This is a genomic window from Streptomyces sp. NPDC048479, from assembly GCF_040651435.1.
In the GTDB taxonomy this organism is placed as follows: domain Bacteria; phylum Actinomycetota; class Actinomycetes; order Streptomycetales; family Streptomycetaceae; genus Streptomyces.
Window position 1 is genome coordinate 17,251 of the sequence record NZ_JBEZKA010000038.1, and the last position, 16,515, is coordinate 33,765.

Genomic DNA, 16,515 nt, shown 5'->3' on the forward strand with positions numbered 1-16,515 from the left:
TATGGCTTTCGAGAAGTCGGAAAGTCGCGGCGATTAACTGATCGTTTCAGAATGAGGTTCGGAGTCGTCTCAAACAGATGATGCTGCAGGCGAGTTGAAGCAGGCCGAGGTGGAGGTCGGCGCGTATCTCGTAGCGGATGCGGAGTCGTTTGAACTGGTGGAGCCATGCGAAGGTGCGCTCGACGACCCAGCGGGTCTTGCCCAGGCCGGAGCCGTGCGGGACACCGCGGCGGGCGATCTTGGGTGTGATCCCACGAGCCCGGACGAGACGCCGGTACTTGTCGTAGTCGTAGCCACGGTCGGCGAAGAGCCGCCGGGGCCGGTGGCGGGGCCGGCCGCGTAGGCCACGGATGCGGGGTATGGCGTCCAGCAGTGGCATGAGCTGGGTGACATCGTGACGGTTTCCGCTGGTCAAAGAAACGGCGAGGGGGGTGCCGTGTCGGTCGACGATCAGGTGGTGCTTGCTTCCGGGCCGGGCCCGGTCGACCGGCGAAGGTCCGGTGTGAGCCCCCCCTTGAGGGCGCGGACGTGCGAGCCGTCGATCGCGGCGTCGTCCATGTCCAGCAAGCCGGCAGCTCGTAACTCGGCCAGCAGCAACTCGTGCAGCCGGGGCCAGGCGCCGGCTTCCGTCCAGTCCCGCAGACGCCGCCAGGCCGTCACCCCGCTGCAACCGACCTGCTCCGCGGGAACGTCCCGCCAGCTCACGCTCTTGCACAGCACGTAAACGATGCCCCGCAATGCAGCCCGGTCATCCACCGGCAACCGCCCGGGATACCGATGCCGCCGAGGCGCACGGGCCGGCAACAGCGGCGCGACACGTTCCCACAGGTCATCAGGCACAAGGTCAACAGACACCTACCAAATCCTGCCGACACAACACCCAACCGCCAAGCCCCACACCGAAATTCATTCTGAAACGATCAGTAAGACAGGTGTCCCCCATGCGGTGAGGCGAAGGAGTCGTTTGTAGCAGCAGAGGGCGGCGGTGAGGCCGAGGAAAGCCAGGTAGTTGCGGGGTTGGCGTTCGTAGCGGTGGTTGAGCCGGCGGAAGCCGGTCAGCCTCGATGACTTCGGCGCCCTAACCTCGCCGTTTCGGTTGGCGCGGGGCCGGTTGGTGCCGCGAACGCGAAAGTGCCTTCCTGAGCTGGGGCGATGAACCTTGTCTAGGGGGTTTTTTCGTTCCAAGCGGAAGGCACTTTCTGCGTGCAGGCTACGGTTCGCGTCCCAGGGTTGTGGTGTCCGCGACGGCTCGGGGGTGGTCGGGCATGCCGGAGCCAGGCTGCTGGCGGATCTCGCCGATGCGACCGGGCTGACCCATGCGTACTCCACCGCGCGGCGGCTGTTGCGCCCGCGCGGAACCGGCCACGACGCGGGCCGGATCATGACCGACCTGGCGGTGATGCTCGCCGACGGCGGCGAGACCATCACGGATCTGGCCGTCCTGCGGGACCAGGCCGAGGTGTTCGGCCCGGTGGCATCCACGCCCACGGCCTGGCGACTAGGGCCTGTTGCGAAAGTGCTGGTCAAAGCCATTCGTTGAGGGCTGCGACCAGCACGGTTGCCTCGTAGCGGACGGCGAGTTTGTCGTACCTTGTCGCCACTGCACGGTGTCTCTTGAGGCGGTTGATGCCGCACTCGACCGCGTGTCGTTGTTTGTAGTCCTCCCGGTCGAACTTCGGTGGCCTGCCTCCGCGGGAGCCAAGGTTCTTTCGGTTGCGGATCTGGTCCGCCTTCTCCGGGATCGTGCAGGCGATCCGGCGTCTGCGCAGGTAAGCGCGGTTCGCGCGGGAACCGTAGGCCTTGTCGCCCCGGACCCTGCCGGGTCTGGTGCGCGGTCGACCAGGTCCGGGGCGAGGCACCCGGATCTTCTCGAGCACGGGTCGGAAGTAGGGGCTGTCGTGCCGGTGGCCGGCAGTGATGTGCAGCGACAGCAGTTTCTGTCCCTGCTCGGTGGCGAGGTGGATTTTCGTGGTCAGGCCGCCCCGGGAGCGTCCGAGTCCGTGGTCGTCGGGCTCGGTGAAGACACCGCCGGGTGGCTCCTTTTGCAGATCCCCTTTTTACGGGCCCCTGCGGCGTGCTGGTGAGCGCGGCAGACCGTGGAGTCCACGCTGACGTCCCAGGTGATCAGGCCTTTCGCATCAGCATCGGCCTGCAACTGTTCCAGAATCCGATGCCATGTGCCGTTGCGCTGCCAATTGCGGAACAGGTCGTACACCCGGTCCCACGGGCCGTACCGGTCGGGCACGTCACGCCACGGCGTCCCCGCCCGGGTCCGCCACCGTATGCCGTCTATGAGCTGCCGCCTTGTCCATACCGGCGGCAGCCCGGCCTTCTTGCCCTTCGGCAACAACGGCTCGAGCCGGGACCACTGTTCATCTGTCAGATCGCCACGCGCCACAGCATGTGATCATCACCGATCAAGATCCACTTTCGCAACAGACCCTAAAGCGTGTTGCAGAAGGTCGTGTTCAGGGCATTTCACTTGTATGCGTGGGGTGTTGAGGGCTGAGCCGTTGTGGGTGGAGACGTTCACCGGGGTGCGGATGCGCCAGTTCAGCTCTTCGGACAAGTCACTTCCCAGACCCGCCAAAGCCGAGCCTACGCCCCTGCGCCAACGAGGTTGACAAACACAGAGGCACCCAAGGGCACCGACCTTGCCGTCCACACCCGCGACCACCTCAACGCAGTCGCCACCGAACTCAACGGCCGCCCACGCAAAACGCTCGGCTGGGAAACCCCAGCCGAGCGCCTGCATAAACTGCTCACCACCTGATCAAACCAACCAGGTGTTGCGACGATCCCTAGAAACCGCCAGCGTGAGAGGGGGGCCGTGCCACGATCCGGACCAGGTCAGTACTGCAACCTGACCAGAACCGCTAGCCGAGTCGAGCGCCCGGAGGAGGCTACGGCTGCGCCGTTACCAGTGTCCAGTTGTCGTCGCACGCAAGGCTTGGGGGGGAGATCAGCGGGACCAAGGGGAGCAAGGTGCACTCGGTCTGATACACGACCCCGGGCCTGGTCAGCACCTGGACCGAGACGCCATCCGGCACGATTACCGACAGCCCGTTACTGGCCACCGAGATGGAACAGGCGTCCAGCGGGAAGGTGGTGTCGTCGCTGATTTCCGTCCAGGTGTAGACGCCGGGGTTGGGGAGGACGCCGCCCAGGATCGGGACCGTCCGGGCGCCCGCGTGGGCCTCAACCGGGAGCGGGCCCGCGCCGTCCGGGTCGAAGAGCGCGGCGCTGATCTGGTGGGTGGCGACCGCGTCGACAACGAGGGGGTTGTAGGTGCTGAAGCTGTTGCACTCCCCGCTGTCGCCGGTGTCACCCGTGGCACCGGTGGCACCCGTGGCACCCGTCGCTCCGGTGGCACCCGTCGCTCCGGTGGCACCCGTCGCTCCGGTGGCACCCGTGGCACCGGTGCCGGCCGGCCCGGTGCCACCCGTGGCACCCGTCGCTCCGGTGGCACCCGTGGCACCCGTGGCACCGGTGCCGGCCGGCCCGGTGGCACCCGTGGCACCCGTCGCTCCGGTGGCACCCGTGGCACCCTTGCACCTGTCGTTGCCGCCCACTGCCTGCGGCGAGGCCGCCACCTTGAGCTGCGTCTTCGGCCTGCTGTTGCACTTGTCTCTGGTCGATGAGCCGGCCGCGACAACGGCGTTCGCCTGGGCAGTCTGCGCCACGGCAATCGCGGGACTCGCCAGTCCCGTAAGCACGAGCCCGAGTGACGCGATCGCGGCGCCGTTCATCCAGGCACGCCGCCTGGGAAGCGGGCCCAGCGGGGACTTGGTCCTGTGTTCAGGACTCATGCGCTGCTCCTTTTTGAACGAGTTCGAGTGATGCTTCAGAAGCGAGTTCGAGCTTCCTACGGGATCATCGGATCGCGGACACAACGCCTTGAGAGCCTCGCGAAGCTATCAACGCAATGGCCTATGAGATCACACCAATGGGTGCGTACGCGGCAGCGAACCGGCACGGGCCGTCGGCGTGCCATCACCAGCGCCGCTGAGTCCGCTGCATAGGGTCGCCGCCGGACCGACCCGCCGGAAGTGGTGATGCTGTGAAGCCGTCCGTATGCCTGTGCATGATTGTCAAGAACGAGTCGAAAGTCATCGAGCGATGCCTCGCCTCCGTGCGTGACCTGGTGGACACCTGGGTGATCTCGGACACCGGTTCGACCGACGGAACCCAGGAGCTGATCCGTGCGGCAATGCACGGCATCCCGGGCGAGTTGCACGAGGAGCCCTGGGTCAACTTCGGTCACAACCGGACCCTGAACATCAGGCACGCCCGCGGCAAGGCCGACTATCTGCTCCTCCTCGACGCCGACCTCGTGATCAGGCGGGACGGCCCGCTGCCCCGGCTGACCGCCGATTCCTACATGCTCCGGCACGAGGGCACGACCGAGTACCGCATCAAGCGCCTGGTCCGCGGCGACATCGCCTGGCGGTACGAGGGCGTCACCCACGAGTACCTCACCGCCGACCAGCGGCACGACCAGGAGAATCTCGACGCGCTCGTCATCGAGGACTACCACGACGGAGGCTCACGGCACGACAAGTTCGAGCGCGACGCGCGCCTGCTGAGCGCCGAGATGGAGCGCGACCCCGCCAATGCCCGCACGGTCTTCTACCTGGCACAGACCATGCGCGACATGGGCAACACCGACGAGGCGATCACCCTGTACGAACGCTGCGCCGAGATGGGGGGCTGGGTCGAAGAGGTGTACTACTCGCTGTTGCAGGCCGGGATTCTCAGGGCCGATTCCGACGACTGGCCGGGAGCGATGGACGCCCTCTTCCGCGCCTGGGAGTCGCGTCCACAGCGGCTCGAAGCGTGTTACGAACTCTCCGCGCGGCTGCGCAAACTGGGCCGCAATCATGCCGCGAATGCGATCGTCCGTGCCGTGCTGGGCCAGGAGCCGCCGGACGACCTGCTGTTCATCCAGCCGTGGGTGTACCGCTACGGGCTGCTGTTCGAGTTCTCGATCACTGCCTACTGGGTGGGCGACTACGCCGGCTCGCTCCAGGCGTGCGACCGCCTTCTGGCGATGCCCGACCTTCCCGAGGCTCATCGCAAGCAGACGGTCGCCAACCGCAAATTCTCCGCGAAGCGGTTGGCCACGATCCCTGAACCGACCGCCGCAGTTCAGGTGCCAAAGGCACTGCGGGCGGGCCCGAAGAAAAACTGAAAGCCCAAGTGAGGTTCCCCCGAGATGCGGAGGATGCTGACAGAGGGTCAGATGGTTCTCATGAGAGGAACATCGACCATGGCCGCTCCCAGGAAATATTCGCTCGAGTCGCTGGCCCCATCCCGCAGGCCATCAACAGCTGGGGCACGCGCCTACAACCACCAACGTCCCCACCAGCCACTGGACATGGCCGTCCGGCCACGCTGTTCCGCCCACACGGACCAGCCCGCGGGGACGGTCCGCCATCATCGGCCACCAGGCGACCGACGGGGCCAACAGCGCCCGATGTCATCGAACCGTCGGCGGACGCACCCGGCGAGGCAGCAGTCGAGATGCGGGTTCCCCTAGCGGCGAGATCTCACTGGGCCCGGGAAAGCAGCGGGTCGGGGTCAACCAGGCCCTCGCCGGCCGCACCCTGACGATCTGGCTGGCCTACGCAGCGTCCACATCCTGCTCGACGGGTACCTCGTGCGGACCATCGGCTCCAGACTGCTGCCCGACGACCTGGCCTTCCTGGCAGCGCCACAGGGCCCGCCCGGCCGGCCCCTGTGGCGCTGCCACGGGTGAAGGCAAGACGTCACTGGCTGCCGGCCAGGCCGTCGAAGTCGAGCGGAAGGTCCAACGCGATGGCCGCGTCTCGATCGCGGGCAACGGGTACCAGATCGGCTTCGCTCTCGCCGGACGCACCGTCGTCCTGCGGCTGGACGGTCACTTCATGCACGCCATCGTCGGCAATGCCCTCGTCGGAATCTGCCCTGCCCGCAGTGCCGACAAAGCCGCGCTGCTGGCGGAGCACGGTTGGTTGGCAAAGACTCAGTGCACAAGCAGGGGACGTGGTCCTCTTCGCCGTTGAACTGTTTCAGTTCGGCATCGAAGTCGGCGCAGACCTCTTTCATAATCTCTTCACGCCTGGTGAGCATGGCGTCGGTGAAGGCCCTGCGCCGGTACTTGGTGATATCTGAGCCACCGACCCTACCTGCAGCCTTCGCACGCCCTCTGCTGCCACATGCTTGTAGCTTGCTGCGGCCGCGGCCGCGCGTCGGCATCCCCTCCTATACCAGTACGCCGCCCGCAGCCGTGCCGGCGAACAGCCGCGGGTCCCCCGGGGGGATGGAGCGGCTGGAGGGCTCGGGTTCCCTCGATGATGGCGTCTTCCAGACAGCGAGGCTCCACCGCATCCCCCACCCGCTGGACGTTAGGCATTGAGGTCAGCTCGGACCACAGCCTGCACTCTGATGTACGTCCAGAAGCTACGACGACTGCCCCCACATGATCTGCGAGTGGCGAACTTGCTCCAGAGTGGAGGTCGTGGAGGACTGCCCTCGGGTCCCCGTTCCTGTCAATGATCAGCTTGCTGTGTGGCAGAACCCGGACAGCAAGGGCATCGAGCCTACTCAGATACGCGCTCTGCTCGTGCTGCCGCAGCAGGTGCCCTGGAGCAGACTCCTCCGTCACCATACAAACCGCGTGTCCGTGCGTGGCAAGCACTTCCGCTGCGTCCAGTGCCGACCAGCCTCCCTCCCGGTCAAGGACCACGAGGGAGCCGCGCAATGGAGCCGGACGGATGATGGCTGACCATGCGTCCACCACAGCAATCCGTCCGGGAAGCTCGGGAAGCGGCCCTGCCGGCCTGGCGCCGGTTGCCACCACCACCCTGTCCCAGGACGCGCAGTCTTCCTTGACGATCCGGGTGTTCGTCGTGACCTCGACCGCCACTTCGGCCAGTTCAGCCTCAGCCCACGCCAGCCAACGCTGCCAGATTTCACGATGGGCCATTGCCCGGCCGGCCAATGCCAGCTGTCCTCCCAGATGCCGGGCGCGTTCTGCGAGCAGCACTCGGCAGCCAGCTCGTGCTGCGGCTGTCGCGGCAGCCACGCCCGCAGGCCCTCCGCCCACGACCAGCAACCGATGGTGCGGTCTGGCGTGAAGATGATTGGACACTGCGGCAGCCTGCACACGAGAAGGTGGGCATCCGGTGACACGCTGTCTGTTCACAGCACTACCTCCTGCGACGGTCGGCACGGTTACTGTCCCAAACGAACGCGATCTCCAAGGCGTTACTCAGAGTCCTCGTCGCAGCCGTTCTGCCTATATCAGGTCTGCGCCGGGACCATGAATAAATGCGGGGACGGCATTTCCGTATCCTTCGGCACTTCCTCTAAAAGTGCCAACGGCGCTGCCCCTGCTCGCACCCACCATAGAACCGTATTCCCGCGCAGCAACAGCTGCTGTGCAGCCGCCCCTTCTGCGGACCTCTCACTCCTAAAGAACCGTTCCTTCGGTTGTCAAGAGGCCGAACCGGCAACTTGTAGCGGATCCGCTACATTCAGGACAAAATCTCGGAATTCTAGCATCCGATAAATTAGGGATCAATATACTTCTGAGCCCTTTTCGAGCGGATCCGCTCCGGCCGGGCTCCGATAAGCATGGAGATTCGTGCACGCGAGCGCCACAGTGGAGCTGTGTCGCTGCTACCCCTTGTGGACCCGATTAAAGGGGCTAGTGAGGTGTATCGCGACTTGCACCGTAGGCATGCGGTCTCCCAGTGGTCCACGGCATGTAGTCCGACGGTGTTGTGCCGCCCGTCCACGGCAGCAGATCGGAGTGGGCACCATGACAGGCCCTCTTCACGAAGCCCCCAAAGATACAAAAGGCGCTGCGTTGGGTTCTCAGGCCCTTCAACCAGAACCCCAACGGCTTTGCGGCCTCAAGAGGCGGAATCCGCCCCGCTGAAAGCGCAGTCGGCTCGGCTTTCCGAAGGTTCCTGCGGTTGCGACAAGGGGTGAGTCTCATGAGTGCACGCACGGCTATCGGCCTTCGCCGTGATCTGGAAATCCTGGAAGTGCTCTGCAGCCCGGAGGCCATCCGGGGAGCCGGGCTGGGCGTCATGCGAATCGCCCAGTTGACAGGCCGCGAGAAGAGCCAGATCTCTCGCGCCTTGGCCAGTATGAAGGAAGAAGGACTGGTCGACAGAGACGCCGACACACTGGCATACCGGTGCGGGTGGCGGCTCTACGCGCTCGCAGCATCCACGCGCGAGAGCCGCCTCGTATACACCGCTTCCCCTTGCCTGCGCCGTCTCGTCGCGCAGATACGCGAGACGGCATACCTGTGCGCCCTGCGCGGCCACAGCGTGATGACCTTGTTGACCGAATCCGCGCCTCACGCGTTCCGCAGCATGGGATGGGAGGGCTTGACGGTACCCGTAGCGCAGACTTCCGCCGGACGTGTACTCATCTCCGATTGGGAGGATGCCGTAGTACGCGCCTCCTTCACCGACGAAACCCTTCGGCAAGCACCCCAGACACAGCGGGTGCGAAGTGTGGATGCCCTGATCGAGGAACTGCGTGCGATCCGCAGTGCCGGCTACGCCAAGGTCGACGGCGAGCTGGAAGAGGGCCTGGTCGGCGTCTCGGCGCCCGTACGCGACTTTCGGGGCCACGTGATAGCCGCAGTCAATGTAAGTGCTCCTCGCCACCGCCTCAAGGACAGGCTCGACGCCGCCGGCAAGCTCACGATCCGATACGCGACGCAGCTCTCCCACGCCCTGGGACACATCAGCGCATCAGCTGAAGGCACTCCAGGCGACACTGCGACGGAACGCAGGTATCGGACACCACCAGCCCACCGCACCTCGCGATGAACTGACCAGACCAGGCGACGATGCACCAGGAGGCAGTTCCCTCGTCTCGTCGCCGATGAAGAGACGGTGCCTGGTCCCAGCCTGTGCTTCGCCGCCATCCGCGGCTATTCGACATCCAGCGCGGCGCATGGGCCAGGCCAGTCCTGGGGAGCCCCGGCGGCATGCCGCGATCGTCGCGGGCGGAGGGGCCTCCTGGTACTCGGTTCGGTTCGCACCACCCGAACTACCAAGAGGCCCTGCTGTCATGCGTCACCCTCGCGCGATCACCCCATCAGGAACCCTGTTCGACTCGATAAGCGGGTGGCGTCTAACAAAAGGACCACACCAGCCAGTTTGCGGATTTTCCAACGGAGGGGCGTTTCCCCAAGGCCGGGTAGTTAGCGTTTTTGCAGGTCACGCAAGGGAGTTGACGGATTTCTGACACAGAGCAACGGAGCTCGTTGGTACAGGCAGTCGACCAAGACAGCTTGTCCCGAAGGAGCTCCGTTGCCCCGTCATTGTGTCCTGCCGTCTGCGCTGACGGCCATCACCCGTACGGTCACTGTGGCCGCGGGCCGGTTCGCTCCCGGGCATCTGGGCGAGTTGACTGCCGTGGTGCCGTTCGAGCTGGTGGACGCGATCCTTGCGGAGACGAGGGCGGTACAGCGTCGGCTGCGTGATCTGCCATCGCGGGTCGGGGTCTACTTCCTGCTGGCGATGTGCCTCTTTCCCGAGGTCGGCTACCGGCTGGTCTGGGACAAGCTGACCGCGGGTCTGTCCGGGATGCCGGTGGTCTGTCCGTCGGCGAAGGCGTTGCGTGACCTGCGCCGGCGGATCGGCAGCGCGCCGGTGCGGGCATTGTTCGAGGTGCTGGCCGGGTTGCTGGCCCGGCCGACGACGCCAGGGGCGCGGTTCGGCCCCTGGCGGATGGTGTCGTTCGACGGCTGCAGTTCGCTGAGGGTTCCCGATTCCGAGCGGAACCGGGCTTGGCTGGGCAGGACTTCGCATCATGGCTATCCGACGCTGGAGTCTGGAGTTGATGACTCTGGTCGAGACCGGCACCCGGGCTCTGGTCGGCGCGGTGTTCGGCCCACCGCCGAGGGCGAGACCAGCTACGCCGGCCGGCTGCTGCATCTGCTGCGGCCGGACATGCTGGTGCTGTGGGACAAGGGATTCGACAGCAACGCCTTCCTCGCGGTAGTCACCGACACCGGCGTCCAGGTCCTGGGCCGGTCCTCACCCGCCTCGTCGACGGCTCCTACCTGTCGGCGATCGGCGCCGTGAAAGTGCGGATCATCGACGCACAGATCGCCGTGACCTGCGCGGACGGGACGCGTCTTTCACCGGGTCCTACCGACTGGTCACGACCCTGACCGACGCCCGCCGCCACCCCGCTACCGTACTGGTGGGTCTCTACCACCAGCGGTGGGAACACGAATCGGCGTACTACGCGCTCCGCCACACGATCATGAACGGGCGCAACCTCCGCTCGGGCGACCCGGCAGGCATCGAGCAGGAGATGTGCTCCCTGCTCACGCTCTACCAGGCACTACGCACCGTGATGGTCGGTGCCGCCGAGTCCGTCCCCGGCACCGGCCCGGACCGCTGCTGTTTCAGCATCGCGCTCCACACCGCCCGCGACCAGGTAATCCAGGCCACCGGCATCATCCCCGCGGACACCGATCGGGACACGGCTCTCGGGACGCTCGGCCGCCGGATCCTGACCGGCCTGCCCCCGCCCCGCCGGCAACGCGTCAGCACCCGCAAGGTCAAGTCACCGATGTCCCGCTACAGCGAGCGCCACGCAGGCGGCCGCCCGGCACCAGCCGCACCGTAACCCGCCTCGACGTCACTGTTCTCGAACCCGTGGATCAGTCACCCGCGCTGCCCACGGTCTCTCGGGACGACCGGAACGCCACCCCAGCCGCGCGGCGCCGACACCGCATCCTGGCCCTGCTCCAGGAAGACCCCACGCGTCTTTGGCAGCCCCGTGAAATCGCCGCCCACTTCGGCGACGTCACCCTGGAGACCATGTACAGACAACTGAATCGGTGGGCCGCCAGTCGACTCATCCACAAGCTCGGCCCCGGCCTCTACGCCGCAACACCGTGGTCCCCAGCCCCACTTGCATGACCTGCGAAAACGCTAACTACCCGGCCTTGGGCCCCGACCCCTGATCTTGGACACGGGGTTATGCGGCTTGGGGAAGTGTAGTTGCCGGGGCACGCGCCGAGCGCAGAGAAGCCAGTGCCCTCTCATCGGTGTCGGCGAGCAGCCGCCAGGCCGTCGGTGTCGAGGCGACCGAACCGAACACCCCTGCCTGGTCCCGCAGTACGGCCAGGTCCGCGATGGCCTCGCCGCCGTCGGCGAGCATCACCGCCAGGTCGGTGGCGACCCGGCCCGGATCATGCCCAGTCCCGCGCGTCCGAAGCCGCCTGAGCGCAGTGGAGTACGCGGCACTCAGTCCGGTGGCATCAGCGAGATCAGCCAGTAACCGTGCCCCGGCATGACCGACCACCCCCGAACCATCGGCACTGACATGGACCTTGGGACGCAACCCGATAGCCTGCACGTAGAAAGTGCCCTCCGCCTGGACCGACAGAACCCCTCAGCAAGGTCCATCGTCCCAGGTCAGGAAGGCACTTTCGCGTTTCCGCCCCAACAGTCGCCGTACTCAAACGAAACGGCCCCCTGCCAAAGCAGGGAGTCTGCGCTCAAGAGAACGGGATCACGTATGCCGACCGCCGTGCGGTTTCTCTACGACTCGTTCCCCGGTCGGCTATATGGTCTGCGAGCCGGGCTCCTTGCTTTCCCCCGGTCTCGCGCAAGAGTAGTTCGATCCGGTCAGCCTCTCGACGAGCCAGCCGTGGAATCCTCGTCGCCCGCTGCAGTTCCCACGGTGTCAGTCCCCGTCCCTTCCCGGCTCCTGTGCTCCTCCATGTCCCCTCCGGCTGACGTCTTCGACGTCTCCGGGGAGCTGTTTTCACCGACCAGCAGTCGCCGCAACTGCTCTGCCTGGTCGGCAAGCTGGCGGTTCTTTCGGTGAAGCTCCAGAAAAACGTTGACCTTGGTACGGAGCAGCCAGGGGTCGAACGGTTTGGTCAGGAAATCGGCGGCACCGACGGCGTACCCCCGATAGGCGTAGTCGGCATCGGTATCGGCGCCGGTCAGCAAGATGATGGGAACATCTTTTGTCTGGTCGAGGTGCTTGATGTTGGAGGCTGTTTCGAACCCGTCCATGCCAGGCATATACACGTCGAGCAGCACTACTGCGAAATCTTGGCGGAGCATCGCTTTGAGAGCCTCTTCTCCAGAGCGTGCGCGCACGACCTGATCGAGCGAACCGAGTACGGCTTCGAGCGCGACCAGGTTCTCTTCCATGTCATCGACGATGAGAATCATGACTTGCCGGTTTCATCGGTGCTCATGGGTCTCCTCTTGTCGGTGGTTGTCGTAGCGAGGTCCTTTTCCGGGGTAAGTCGCTGAGGATCGGCTTCTGCCTCATCGTCGGTGCAGAGATCGTCATCCGGTGCGAGCAGCCCGCACATCACGGACAGCAAGCGGTCCACGTCCACTGGTTTGGGCACGTAGTCCGAGGCACCGCTCTCGATGGCTTTCTCACGGTCTCCCGGCATGGCCTTGGCCGTGAGTGCGATGATCGGCAGAGCGGTGTGCTGCGGCATGTTCCGGATGGCGCGGATTGTCTCGTACCCGTCCATCTCGGGCATCATGATATCCATCAGGACCAAGGACACGTCCGGGTGTCGGTCCAGTACTTCAAGCCCCTCACGGCCGTTCTCGGCGTAGTTGACCGTGATACTCACTCGGCCGAGCACATGCGTGAGTGCGAAGACATTCCGGATGTCATCATCGACAATGAGGACCTGGCGTCCGGACAGCAACTGCCCGCAACGCCCGCTCTGCCACTCCGCAAGCCGTGTGCTTTCGGGCCAGCTGTCGTCCTGACCATCCCCGGCCCACGCATTCTGGCCGGCGAGTTCACCGCCATGGCTACTCGGCATGAGGGCGATCGGCCGCGGGGCGTAGGCCCGGGTCTGCGCTTCTCCCGGCTCATGCCCCGTCTCGCTCGGAGTCGGGGTGAGGGCAGCGGCTTTGGAGTCAGCGGGGTCTGCAGGGGTGGGGGCGGCGAGGTGGCGTGAGGGTACATAGAGTGTGAACCGGGATCCGACGCCTAGTGTGCTCTCTGCAACGATTCGGCCTCCGAGAAGCCCCGCAACTTCCCTGCTGATGGACAGACCCAGTCCGGTTCCCCCGTACTTGCGGCTGGTTGTGCCGTCGGATTGCTGGAACGCATCGAAGATCACCGACAGCTTGTCAGGCGCGATGCCGATTCCTGTGTCCGTCACGGAGAAGGCGAGGACTGCGTCGGCGTTGCGCAGCGCCTCCTCGTCGAACGCAGCTCCTGCCGCTCGTGAGACATGTAGCTCGACACCGCCCGTGGCGGTGAATTTGACGGCGTTGGAGAGCAAGTTGCGCAGCACCTGCTGGAGCCGTTGCTCGTCGGAGAACAGCTCGCGGGGCACGTCGTCAGCGACCGACACGTTGAATGACAGGTTCCGGTCGATGGTCAGTGGCCGGAACGTCGCGTGGACGTAGTCGAGCAGCTTGGTGAGCGGCAGTTTCTTGGGGTGAACGTCCATCCGGCCGGCCTCGATCTTGGACAGGTCCAGGATGTCATTGATCAGCTGCAGAAGGTCGGAGCCGGAGCGGTGGATGGTGGAGGCGAACTGCTCCTCCTGCTCGGAGAGCCGTCCGTCCGGATTGTCGCCAAGCAGGCGGGCGAGGATCAGGAGGGAGTTGAGGGGGGTGCGCAGTTCGTGCGACATGTTCGCCAGGAACTCGGACTTGTACTGGGAGGACGAGGCGAGCAAGGCTGCCTTCTCCTCGAGTTCGGCGTTGGAACTCTGCAGCTCGTTGCTGCGCTTCCGCAGTTCAGTGGTGAGGCGCTGGGACTCCGAGAGGAGCGATTCGGTGCGGGCGTTGGCGATAATGGTGTTGATCGAGACACCGATGGTGTTGACAAACTGGTCGATGAAAGCGAGATGGACTTCGCTGAACTTGCTCAGCGACGCAAGCTCGATCACACCGAGCACGCGGTCTTCGAAGAGGATGGGCAAGATGACAATACTTACGGGAGTTGCGGTGCCGAGACCGGAGTTGATGTTCATGTAATCTTGCGGAACATCAGTGATGAGTATGCGTTTCCTCTCCAGTGCGGCCTGGGCGATCAGCCCACCGCCCAGACTCGCTGAGCTGGTCTTGACGCTGCTGCCACTGCTGACGTGGGTGCCGTAACCGGCGATGAACTGCAGCCCTTCGCCTTGCTCGGCGCCTTCTTCTGCAAGGAAGAATGCTCCCAGTTGCGCATTGACCAACGGGGTCAGCTCACGCAGGATCAGGTCCGCGACTTCGACCAGATCGCGGTGGCCCTGCATGAGGCCGGCAATTCGGGTGAGGTTGGACTCGAGCCAGTCCTTTGCGCGAGTGGTCTCGCGGAGATTGGCCACCATGAGGTTGACGTTGTGCTGCAGTTCGGCAACCTCACCCTTCGCCTCGACTGAGACTGCTCCAGACATGTCGCCCTGGGCGACAGCGCTGGCGACCTCTGCGATGGCTCGGACCTGGGTCGTGAGGTTCGATGCCAGTTCGTTAACGCTCGTAGTGAGACGCTTCCACGTGCCGTAGACGCCCTCGACGCGGGCCTGGCCGCCCAGCTGGCCCTCGCTGCCGACCTCGCGGGCCACGCGGGTCACCTCGGAGGAGAAGGAGACGAGTGTGTCGACCATGGTGTTGATGGTGGTCTTCAGCTCCAGAATCTCACCTCGCGCATCGACGTCGATCTTTTTGGACAGGTCGCCCTGAGCGACGGCGGTGGCGACCTGGGCGATGTTGCGGACCTGGGAAGTGAGGTTGTCGGCCATGAAGTTGACGTTGTCGGTGAGGTCCTTCCAGACGCCCGACACACCGCGGACCTGGGCTTGCCCGCCCAGGCGTCCTTCGGTGCCGACCTCGCGGGCCACACGGGTCACCTCATCAGCGAAGCCCCTCAGCTGGTCAACCATGGTGTTGACGGTGTCCTTCAGCTGCTGGATTTCGCCGCGCGCGTCCACTGTGATCTTCTTGGAGAGGTCGCCGTCGGCGACGGCGGTGGTCACCTGGGCAATGTTACGGACCTGGGATGTCAGGTTCAGTGCCATGAAGTTGACGTTGTCGGTGAGGTCCTTCCAGACGCCCGACACACCGCGGACCTGGGCTTGCCCGCCAAGGTTTCCTTCGGTACCAACTTCGCGCGCGACGCGTGTCACCTCATCAGCGAACGCCGAGAGCTGGTCAACCATGGTGTTGATCGTGGATTTCAGCTCGAGAATCTCGCCCTTCGCCTCGACGGCGATCTTCTTCCCCAGGTCTCCTTCTGCGACGGCGGTGGCGACCTGGGCGATATTGCGGACCTGGGAAGTGAGATTGTCGGCCATGAAGTTGACGTTCGTCGTCAGGTCCTTCCAGACGCCCGAGACGCCGCGGACCTGGGCGCGCCCTCCCAACTGGCCCTCGGTGCCGACCTCGCGGGCCACACGGGTCACCTCATCAGCGAACGCCGAGAGCTGGTCAACCATGGTGTTCACCGTGAGCTTCAGCTGGAGGATCTCGCCCTCGGCATCCACGGTGATCTTCTGGCTGAGATCGCCGTTGGCGACGGCGGTGGTGACCTGGGCAATGTTGCGGACCTGGGAGGTAAGGTTCGACGCCATGAAGTTGACATTGTCGGTGAGGTCCTTCCAGACGCCCGAGACGCCGCGGACCTGGGCGCGCCCTCCCAACTGGCCCTCGGTGCCGACCTCGCGGGCCACACGGGTCACCTCATCAGCGAACGCCGAGAGCTGGTCAACCATGGTGTTCACCGTGAGCTTCAGCTCAAGCAGTTCGCCCGTCGCCTCCACCGTCACCTGCTGGGTAAGATCACCCCGTGCCACCGCTGTGGTGACGACTGCGATGTCGCGTACCTGCGCTGTGAGCCGCGATGCCATGGTGTTGACAGCTTCTGTCACGTAGCGCCAGTCTCCGGACAGCCCTTGCACCTTCGCCCGTCCGCCGAGTCGGCCCTCGGTGCCGACCTCGCGGGCGACCCGGGTCACCTCGGCGGTGAACTTGGACAGCTGGTCGACCATACGGTTCACACCACACCCCAGGCGGCGCAGGTCACCTCGAAGCTGACGGTTTGCGTCGTAGAGATCCACGTGCTGCGTCAGATCACCATCGGCGACTGCCTCCAGGACGCGCGTTGCGTTCACCATCGGCACCACGAGAGCTTCGAGCAGGGTGTTGGCTGCGTCCACACTCGTGGCCCATGCCCCTGGGCCAGGGCTGGCGGTGAGCCTCGCGTCCACCCTGCCTTCCCGCACAAACTCGCGACGTACACGCTGCAACTCGACGGCAAGATGGTGGTTGCGGGCCACGATCTGGTTGAACACGCCGGCCATCTCGGCGGCAATCCCGCGGTCCGGACCAGGAACGTGGACCGTGAAGTTGCCATCGCACAAGGCATGCATTGCGGCGAGCAGCGGACGCAGCTCAGCCAAACTCACTTCTTGGCTCCCGAGCGCGTCCGGAATCCCCGTGTGCCGGGGCTCCGTTTCCTGACTCACGGAGGCCATGGAGTCGGGCGAGTCGGGCTTGGAAGTCA

At 65.2% G+C, this 16,515-nt stretch carries 10 protein-coding genes and 5 pseudogenes; 6 read left to right on the forward strand and 9 right to left on the reverse strand.

What is annotated here, in order from left to right; genetic code table 11:
- Positions 1–46: 46 nt before the first annotated feature.
- A protein-coding gene (locus tag AB0D12_RS36020; protein ID WP_362692746.1) for an IS5 family transposase occupies positions 47–855 on the reverse strand; the annotation gives its coding sequence in 2 pieces (ribosomal slippage) (positions 47–513 and positions 513–855; 810 coding nt in all).
- A 400-nt stretch (positions 856–1,255) separates the two neighbouring features.
- Between AB0D12_RS36020 and AB0D12_RS36025 the strand changes: the two are divergent.
- Positions 1,256–1,501 (forward strand): annotated as a pseudogene (locus AB0D12_RS36025) (IS1380 family transposase); the annotation flags it as partial.
- Positions 1,502–1,523: 22 nt separating this feature from the next.
- Here AB0D12_RS36025 and AB0D12_RS36030 read toward each other — a convergent pair.
- Positions 1,524–2,398, reverse strand: a pseudogene (locus AB0D12_RS36030) (IS5 family transposase).
- A gap of 240 nt (positions 2,399–2,638) precedes the next feature.
- Here AB0D12_RS36030 and AB0D12_RS36035 point away from each other — a divergent pair.
- Positions 2,639–2,773, forward strand: a pseudogene (locus AB0D12_RS36035) (IS30 family transposase); the annotation flags it as partial.
- Between the two features lie 130 nt (positions 2,774–2,903).
- On the opposite strand, the gene AB0D12_RS36040 reads toward AB0D12_RS36035, so the two are convergent.
- Complete coding sequence (locus tag AB0D12_RS36040) at positions 2,904–3,809, reverse strand: hypothetical protein (RefSeq protein ID WP_362692751.1); 906 nt, start codon at positions 3,807–3,809, stop codon at positions 2,904–2,906.
- Between the two features lie 275 nt (positions 3,810–4,084).
- Here AB0D12_RS36040 and AB0D12_RS36045 point away from each other — a divergent pair, with 275 nt between their 5' ends.
- Positions 4,085–5,191, forward strand: a complete 1,107-nt coding sequence (locus AB0D12_RS36045) for a glycosyltransferase (RefSeq protein WP_362692754.1) — start codon at positions 4,085–4,087, stop codon at positions 5,189–5,191.
- Between the two features lie 577 nt (positions 5,192–5,768).
- Here AB0D12_RS36045 and AB0D12_RS36050 read toward each other — a convergent pair.
- The 3 genes and pseudogenes from AB0D12_RS36050 to AB0D12_RS36060 all read right to left on the reverse strand — a co-directional run bounded on the left by AB0D12_RS36050 (position 5,769) and on the right by AB0D12_RS36060 (position 7,213).
- The gene (locus AB0D12_RS36050; protein WP_362692848.1) at positions 5,769–5,987 is read right to left on the reverse strand and encodes a hypothetical protein; all 219 of its coding nucleotides are present in this window, start codon (positions 5,985–5,987) and stop codon (positions 5,769–5,771) included.
- A gap of 34 nt (positions 5,988–6,021) precedes the next feature.
- Positions 6,022–6,147, reverse strand: a pseudogene (locus tag AB0D12_RS36055) (transposase); the annotation flags it as partial.
- A 16-nt stretch (positions 6,148–6,163) separates the two neighbouring features.
- A complete protein-coding gene (locus tag AB0D12_RS36060; protein WP_362692757.1) occupies positions 6,164–7,213 on the reverse strand; it encodes an FAD-dependent oxidoreductase in 1,050 nt (349 codons plus the stop codon).
- Between the two features lie 769 nt (positions 7,214–7,982).
- On the opposite strand from AB0D12_RS36060, the gene AB0D12_RS36065 reads away from it, so the two are divergent.
- The 3 genes from AB0D12_RS36065 to AB0D12_RS36075 all read left to right on the forward strand — a co-directional run bounded on the left by AB0D12_RS36065 (position 7,983) and on the right by AB0D12_RS36075 (position 10,650).
- Positions 7,983–8,834: an IclR family transcriptional regulator gene (locus AB0D12_RS36065; RefSeq protein WP_362692760.1), complete on the forward strand. Its 852-nt coding sequence runs from the start codon at positions 7,983–7,985 to the stop codon at positions 8,832–8,834.
- 486 nt (positions 8,835–9,320) lie between these two features.
- Positions 9,321–10,097 (forward strand): transposase domain-containing protein, encoded by a 777-nt coding sequence (locus AB0D12_RS36070; protein WP_362692763.1) that lies wholly within the window; start codon positions 9,321–9,323, stop codon positions 10,095–10,097.
- Positions 10,098–10,218: 121 nt separating this feature from the next.
- Complete coding sequence (locus AB0D12_RS36075) at positions 10,219–10,650, forward strand: hypothetical protein (protein ID WP_362692766.1); 432 nt, start codon at positions 10,219–10,221, stop codon at positions 10,648–10,650.
- Between the two features lie 378 nt (positions 10,651–11,028).
- On the opposite strand, the pseudogene AB0D12_RS36080 reads toward AB0D12_RS36075, so the two are convergent.
- From AB0D12_RS36080 to AB0D12_RS36090, 3 genes and pseudogenes are all read right to left on the reverse strand, one after another.
- A pseudogene (locus AB0D12_RS36080) lies at positions 11,029–11,415 on the reverse strand (transposase); the annotation flags it as partial.
- Between the two features lie 242 nt (positions 11,416–11,657).
- Positions 11,658–12,215, reverse strand: coding sequence for a response regulator (locus tag AB0D12_RS36085; protein WP_362692769.1), 558 nt, complete (start codon positions 12,213–12,215; stop codon positions 11,658–11,660).
- Entirely contained in the window at positions 12,212–16,381 is a 4,170-nt protein-coding gene (locus AB0D12_RS36090) for a HAMP domain-containing protein (protein WP_362692839.1), read from the reverse strand. Before AB0D12_RS36090 ends, AB0D12_RS36085 begins: the two co-directional genes overlap by 4 nt.
- Positions 16,382–16,515 lie beyond the last annotated feature (134 nt).

What these genes read in the sequence shown, in the direction of transcription:
- AB0D12_RS36040 (WP_362692751.1), bottom strand. Translation starts at nt 3,809, where the DNA reads ATGAGTCCTGAACACAGGACCAAGTCCCCGCTGGGCCCGCTTCCCAGG.
- AB0D12_RS36045 (WP_362692754.1), top strand. Translation starts at nt 4,085, where the DNA reads ATGATTGTCAAGAACGAGTCGAAAGTCATCGAGCGATGCCTCGCCTCC.
- AB0D12_RS36065 (WP_362692760.1), top strand. Translation starts at nt 7,983, where the DNA reads ATGAGTGCACGCACGGCTATCGGCCTTCGCCGTGATCTGGAAATCCTG.
- AB0D12_RS36085 (WP_362692769.1), bottom strand. Translation starts at nt 12,215, where the DNA reads ATGATTCTCATCGTCGATGACATGGAAGAGAACCTGGTCGCGCTCGAA.
- AB0D12_RS36090 (WP_362692839.1), bottom strand. Translation starts at nt 16,381, where the DNA reads ATGCATGCCTTGTGCGATGGCAACTTCACGGTCCACGTTCCTGGTCCG.